Source organism: Polaribacter sp. Z014 (assembly GCF_023555435.1).
In the GTDB taxonomy this organism is placed as follows: Bacteria; Bacteroidota; Bacteroidia; order Flavobacteriales; family Flavobacteriaceae; genus Polaribacter.
Window position 1 is genome coordinate 1 of sequence record NZ_JALCZP010000045.1, and the last position, 6,501, is coordinate 6,501.

Here is a 6,501-nt window from a genome sequence, read left to right on the forward strand (position 1 = left end):
TGTACATAGACGTTAAAAGCATCTTTAGAATTCCCAATAATTTTAAATAGTTCTTTCCAAACGGTGCAAATTTCTGATTGCTTCTCTATTTTTTTATAAACTTCTTGATTACGATCACGTATTTCTTTGTCTTTTCTAAACGCTTCTACAATTTTTCCTTTTTCGGATAAGAAAGTTTTGTTTTTAGCATGTAAAGTTTCTAAAAGAAACTTACTTTCTGCTTCAGAAGTTTCAAAAGTTTTAGATTTTTGTAAACCTGCAATTGCTTTTACATTTACCTCTTTAAGGGTTTTTATTTTAAGTTCATTCTCTTTTATGCGGTCTTTATTAGTGGTGAATTTTAATTGATCTTCAGTTGATAATAAAGCACTTTCAACAGTTTCTTTTGAAGTAAATACGCTCTCTTTTAATTGTGATGCTAGTGATACATTTAAAACATTTAATTTTTCTTTGAGCTCTTTTTGAGTCGCAATGTGATCTACTTTTAACGTTTCTTGTTTGTTTTTTGCATCTACCAACTTTTGCAAACGAATGGTATTTAATTTGGCATTTTCAACTACTTTATTTTTCGAGCTTTGTAAACTATTTCTTTTGCTTTCTACAGTAATTTCAATAGGTAGAATAGCAATTCTTTGTGTTTTTAATTCGTTGTATTTAACATCCGCAGCCGTACTAATTTTTAACGTTTCTACTTCGGTTTTAGAAAGGGTATCTAGTTGCTTACTATAATTCTCAATCTTGGTTTCAAGTACTTTTTCTGAAGCTTTTAAAGTATCTAAATTCTTTTGTGTTCTATTAAAGACTGTAATTTTTTCTTCAATTTCTTTAATAAAAAGAGTTGTGTTTTCTGTTGATGGTAATTGATAGTTATATTTAGAAAGCTGGGTTTTAAAATCAGCTTCTAAATCTGTACAGGTTTTAGATAATTTATCTATCGTTTTCTGACTTTCATCAATATCAACTTTGGCATTTTTATTTTTTTCTTCTAACGTGGCAACCGTTGTTTTTAGTGTTTGAGCCGCTTGGTTTTGTGCTTCAAATTGTTTTGATAATTTATCTTTATCAACTTGTAATTGTTGTGCGATTGCTAGATTTTTATTTAATTCTTTCAGTTGTGAGGTGAGCAGATTTAACTCAATATCAATTTGAGAAATAGTATTTAATTCACAAGAAACAGGGATTTGTTTTACACTCGCTTCAATTGCATTCAACTCAGCAGTAAGTGCCTTTATTTGCGTTGTTAAGCTTTCTACGTTTGTATTTAGTTGCACCTCATTTTTATCTAAAGCGTTTTTAGAGTGGGTGAGTGTCTGTAGTTTTTCCTTTCTATTATTGAGTTCTAATTCGGCTTTAGAAACATTAATGGTCATTAAATGTTCCGTAAACGGATGCTCTTTAGAACCACATAAACCACAAGGTTGTCCGTCAATTAAATACTGACGATCATCTTCATACTTGGCAACACTTTTTTCTAAATCTAAAATTTTTGATGCATCAGTAACCGCTTTTTCTTGAACTTCTATATCCTTATGTAAGCTTGCTATTTGTGTATGAATTCCTTTTAAATCAGTTGTATATTTTTTTTCACTCTCTACTAAAGTAATCTTGGTTGCTTTTGTTTTAGTATGCTGTTCTGCAAGTGTTTTAAATTGTTTCCAATGAGATTCAGTAACAAGAAGTTTGTCTTTTTTAGCTAATAAATCAGTTGAATTCTTTTGTTTGATGGCTGTGTTAATTGTTGAAATTTCTTTCTCAATTTTGTTAACCTCAGCTACTTTTTTTAGTAATAATTCACTATTTTCTTTTAACGTTTCTGTCGTTTTAGAAATGGCAGATTTCTTTTCAATAACAGATAAAACAGTTGCATTTAGTGTTTCTTTATGTCCTTTTAAGGTGGTTAAACCGGTAGTCCAATCAGAAATTTCTAAGGCAACTTCTTTTAAAAATTTGTTTTCAGAAATAAAAGCGGCATCAATTTTAATATGAGCAACGGTATCATTTAATTCTTTGCTTAGCTTTTGCTGATCTAAAGTTAAAGTAGCTATTTGTTGCTTTAATTCGGCTATTTTTTCTTTAGATTTTTGCTGAGTAGTAATTTCATTTTTTAACTCGCTATCTAATTTTGTAACGGTATCTAGTTTTGGCAACCAAGTAGAAAATTCTTTCTCAGAAGCAGCTATTTCTATAGCTTCTTTTTTTGTAATAGTTTCTAGTTGTTCAATCTGTGGTTTTAGCGCAACTAATTCCTTTTCAATTAAACTTAATTGATTTTCCTTTAAACGAGCCTCTTTTTCAATTCTATTTAAATTCTGAATCAATTCTTTAAAAGGCGCTGCTTTTTCATTTAAAGCTAATAAATCTAATTCTGGTTTATGCTTTTCAATAAAAGAATGTAACGTTTTTGTGTTTTGGTCTAAAGTTTCGGCAGCGGCAACCAATTCTTTATATTGCACATACCAATCTGCAATAACCTGAGTGGCTTTTATTTCTTTTTCAGTTGTAAGAATGTCGGTATCTAAGAATTTGTCATGTTGTTTTAAATCGGTTTTTGCATCTTCCGATAAAATATCATCGGCGTTAATTTTAGCTTCAATTTCTCTTAGTATTTTTTCCTCTTCAGATTTTCTATCTAAAATACCTTGACCAATTTTTTTATAAATCTGTTCGCCAGTAATTTGCTCTAATAATTTTCCTTTTTCTGGTCCTTTTGCTGTTAAAAACGAAGCAAATTCTCCTTGTGCCAACATTACAGATCTTAAAAACTGATTGTAATCTAATTGAGTAGCGCTCACTACTTCGGTAATTAAATTTCGTTTTTGAGTCGCTAAAATTTTATCTGTTCTTAAGTTTTTTAAACTGACTTCTTCCTTCGGATTTTTATAGGGTTTGCCATTTTTATCAGCAATTCTAATTCCCCAAAACGCCTCATAAACGGTGGTGTCATTTTTAAAAGTAACCCGACTAAAAGCATCATGTGCACCATGACTTACAACATCTAACAAAGTACCTTTTGATCCGTTAAAACGGGGTACACTGTGATACAAGGCAATAGTGATAGCATCTAAAATTGTTGTTTTTCCTGCACCTGTAGATCCTGTAATGGCATACAAACCAACATCTCTAAATTGTTCGTTTTCAAAATCGATAACAATAGGAGTGTTTGATTTTAAGGAGTTTATGTTTTGTAATTCTATCTTTAAAATTTTCATAGAAAGCTGCCTTATTGTTTTTTAACGGATTGTAAAATTTCATTAAAAGCATCCCAAACCTCAGGTCTTTTTTCTAAATCATAATCCATTTCTGCACATTTTAGTTTAAAAACTTCTGTAGGTAATAATTCTTTGATTGATTTTGTGTTTTCTAACAACTCTTCAATTCCTTTAATTTTACGCTGATTTTTTAATCCTATTTTTAAGATTTCAAAAGGGTATTTCTCCGCTTCAGACTTTAAATCGTCTGTATTAACAGTGTTGTCTTCTTTTAAAGCAATTTCTACCCAAGGCGTTAAATTGTACGAATTAGAAGTAAGGCTAGAAAAAGAACTCATACATTCTTGTAAATTACCTATAAGCTTGTAAAATTCTCTAAAATTAGGAATTACATCATCTTTAATGTCCGTAATTTTATTATTTTCTACCGATAAAATAATCACTTTTTTGTCGTAATTAATTTCACTAAAACTTAAAACATTTGGCGATCCAGAATATCTCACTTTGTCGTTTCCGCCAATTATTTGCGGTCTGTGTAAATGTCCCAAAGCGATATAATCAAAATACGTAGGGAAATCTTCTGCACCAATATGTCCCAACGTTCCTACATAAATATTTTGTTCACTATCAGAAATGGTTCCACCAGTGGCAAACAAATGTCCCATGGCAATTACAGGCGCATTGCTTGTGTTTATCTCTTTACACTGTGTTGCAGCAGACACATAATGGTTTATTAATGCCGTTTTGTATTTATCTGTTAATTCATCAAAAGTTTCACCTGCCACAGCGCGTCTAATATCACCATCACGCAAATAAGGAACTGCAGCAATAATTACTTTTTCGTTATTTATTTCAATTTCAAAAACTTCATCGTTAATATCTTCCGTTGCCTTACCCACCACCTTTATAGATAATGCGCCTAAGATGTGTTTTGGCGCATTTAAAGTTCCTGGAGAATCATGGTTTCCACCTGTAATAATGATCGATTTACAAGTGGTTCCGTTTAGTTTTACTAAAAAACTGTAATACATTTCTAAACTCTGGTTAGACGGAGAGCCGGTGTCAAAAACATCACCAGAAATTAAAAGTACATCAATCTTTTGGTCTATAATGTAGGTTTCAATCCAACTTAAAAATAAAGATTGTTCTTCAAACTGTGATTGTTCGTGCAAGCGATGTCCTAAATGCCAATCGGCAGTGTGCAGTATTTTCATTTTTTTAAACTTAATATTTTAGCAACTATTTTTTCTAGTTCGAGTTGTTTAAAATCAAACCAATCTTGTCTAAAATTAGATTGTTCTATTTGATGTTTAAAATTCTGAAATGGTTTTTTTCTTTGTAAAACAGCTTCCAATTCCAATTTAAAATTTTGGTCAGTTAATTGTGCTACAAAATGTTCCATTATTTTAAAAGAGTCGAAACTTTCTAAGGGTTCAATTTTTAGGAAATCGGCTTTTTGTTGTTTAACTTTTTTCAAAGTTTCACCAAAAGCCTCTTTAAATTCTTCTTCGTCAAAAACTTGTGAAAAATCTGGAATAGCTATAATTTCATGCGTTTTAAAGTTATAATAGCATTCATATCCACAATCTAAATCTTGTGCAATTTCTTTAATTATTTGCTGTTTTGTTTTATCCATAAAAGCAACCGTGTTTATCTTCTTTTATAATCTCTATGATTTTCCCTATATGTGTAGATTCTGGAAAAGGTTCATAAAGTTCCCATTTTCCGCTTGCTCGCATCCAATAGAGTTTCCATGTTTTTTTGGTCTTATAATGTCTAATTCTTGCAAATTCTATTTTTTGTTTTTCTTCTGGGTTTTGCCAATTTGGTCTTATTTCAAATAAACATACAACATTTGCCTTATAAAGGTATCCAATATCTAGTTGTTTTCTAATTTCTAAATCTTCCGGTCTTAATGATTCTACATAACTTTTTATAGTAGCTTCGTTAATGTCTATGATTTTTGTTGGCATTTTGGGTGGTGGTTTTGCTTTTCAAACGTTGTTGTATATGGTTTGTTGCGTGTTTCAAGCACTTAATTTAGTAAATAAAACACGAACCAAAAAGGTTTACGAGGACTTTCGTACGTAGGCGAGGAGTAAGCAATAAAGTTTACACGGTGTTGAGCCCAGTTATTAGTTTGTAAGTTGTTTTATTTAGTTTTCCTGTTTTCTCAAATATTTTTAATTCTGTTCCTTTTTTCAAATCTCGACTTGCAGTTGCAGCAGAAATATCTTTAAATATATCCATATAATCTTTTCTAGTAAATTGAATTTTATTTAACGAAACAAAATATTCTAATCTGTCTTTTTCGCTTAATGTTCGATTATTAAAATTTAATAATTCACTTATTGAAATTTCAATTACTCCTAACATATATTCAATAAACTTTGTTGATTTTCCAGATTTATCACTTTCAGCTAAAGCCTTGTAATATTTTTCTTGATCGTTACTAATTAAAGTTTCAAAAGGTAAAAATTCAAATATTGGATATTTTCCCATTAATATTAGAGTTTGCCATAATCTTCCCATTCTTCCATTACCATCTAAAAATGGATGTATAAACTCCATTTCATAATGGAAAACACAACTTTTAATTAACTCAATTTCGTCTGACTTTTTTAAATATTCAAAAAGGTCTTTCATTAAGTATGGAAGGTTTCCAAAAGGTGGAGCTACGTGTTCTACTTTATTACCTTTTACAATTCCAACACTTTGTTTCCTATATGTTCCTGCATCTTCAACAAGGCCTTTCATTAAACGTTTATGTGCTTTTAAAAATGACTTTTCACTAGATGGTTTGTAAATATCTAAATTCTCGTAGATTTCTATTGCATTTAAAACTTCAACAACATCTTTTTTTGGACCAATAACTCTTTTGTTTTCAAGAAGTGCTGTTATTTGTTCTTCTGTAAGTGTATTTCCTTCAATTCTTAGAGAGGAATGAATTGTTTTAATTCTGTTCTGTTTTCTTAATTTAGGAGAAGGTTTGTTTAACAAGTTAGCGTTTACTTCACCTATTTTTTCTGAAATAGAAGTTATTAATTTTAAAATTGAAGATGTTATTTCGTAAGGTGGTTTCATTCGTGATACTATCATTTGATATTATCAAAGATACAATCATTTAATTATATTTCTTTAATGTAACGGATTTTTTTAATTGGGCACAACGTTGTTTTGTATGATTAGTTGCGTGTTTTAAGCAGTGAATTTAGTAAATAAAACACGAACGGCGAAATTCCGGAGGAATTTCCCAAGTGAGCTAAAACCAGCAATAAAGTTTATACGGTGT

Annotated in this window: 5 protein-coding genes; all 5 read right to left on the minus strand. The window is 30.2% G+C overall.

Annotated elements, in window-relative coordinates:
* Positions 1-3,209 (minus strand): AAA family ATPase (locus tag MPF19_RS18550; RefSeq protein WP_249989771.1); only part of this gene is annotated, 3,209 nt, incomplete at its 3' end.
* Between the two features lie 11 nt (positions 3,210-3,220).
* Positions 3,221-4,423 (minus strand): exonuclease SbcCD subunit D C-terminal domain-containing protein, encoded by a 1,203-nt coding sequence (locus tag MPF19_RS18555; RefSeq protein WP_203392266.1) that lies wholly within the window; start codon positions 4,421-4,423, stop codon positions 3,221-3,223.
* On the minus strand, positions 4,420-4,845 hold the full coding sequence (locus MPF19_RS18560) for a UPF0158 family protein (protein WP_249989772.1): 426 nt from the start codon (positions 4,843-4,845) through the stop codon (positions 4,420-4,422). Before MPF19_RS18560 ends, MPF19_RS18555 begins: the two co-directional genes overlap by 4 nt.
* Positions 4,838-5,182, minus strand: a complete 345-nt coding sequence (locus MPF19_RS18565; RefSeq protein ID WP_249989773.1) for a DUF3024 domain-containing protein — start codon at positions 5,180-5,182, stop codon at positions 4,838-4,840. The genes MPF19_RS18560 and MPF19_RS18565 overlap by 8 nt, the downstream gene beginning before the upstream one ends.
* A 139-nt stretch (positions 5,183-5,321) precedes the next feature.
* Complete coding sequence (locus MPF19_RS18570) at positions 5,322-6,293, minus strand: Fic family protein (RefSeq protein WP_249989774.1); 972 nt, start codon at positions 6,291-6,293, stop codon at positions 5,322-5,324.
* Between the last annotated feature and the right edge of the window lie 208 nt (positions 6,294-6,501).

Coding starts and splice junctions, on each gene's coding strand:
- MPF19_RS18555 (WP_203392266.1), bottom strand. CDS start 4,423: ATGAAAATACTGCACACTGCCGATTGGCATTTAGGACATCGCTTGCAC.
- MPF19_RS18560 (WP_249989772.1), bottom strand. CDS start 4,845: ATGGATAAAACAAAACAGCAAATAATTAAAGAAATTGCACAAGATTTA.
- MPF19_RS18565 (WP_249989773.1), bottom strand. CDS start 5,182: ATGCCAACAAAAATCATAGACATTAACGAAGCTACTATAAAAAGTTAT.
- MPF19_RS18570 (WP_249989774.1), bottom strand. CDS start 6,293: ATGAAACCACCTTACGAAATAACATCTTCAATTTTAAAATTAATAACT.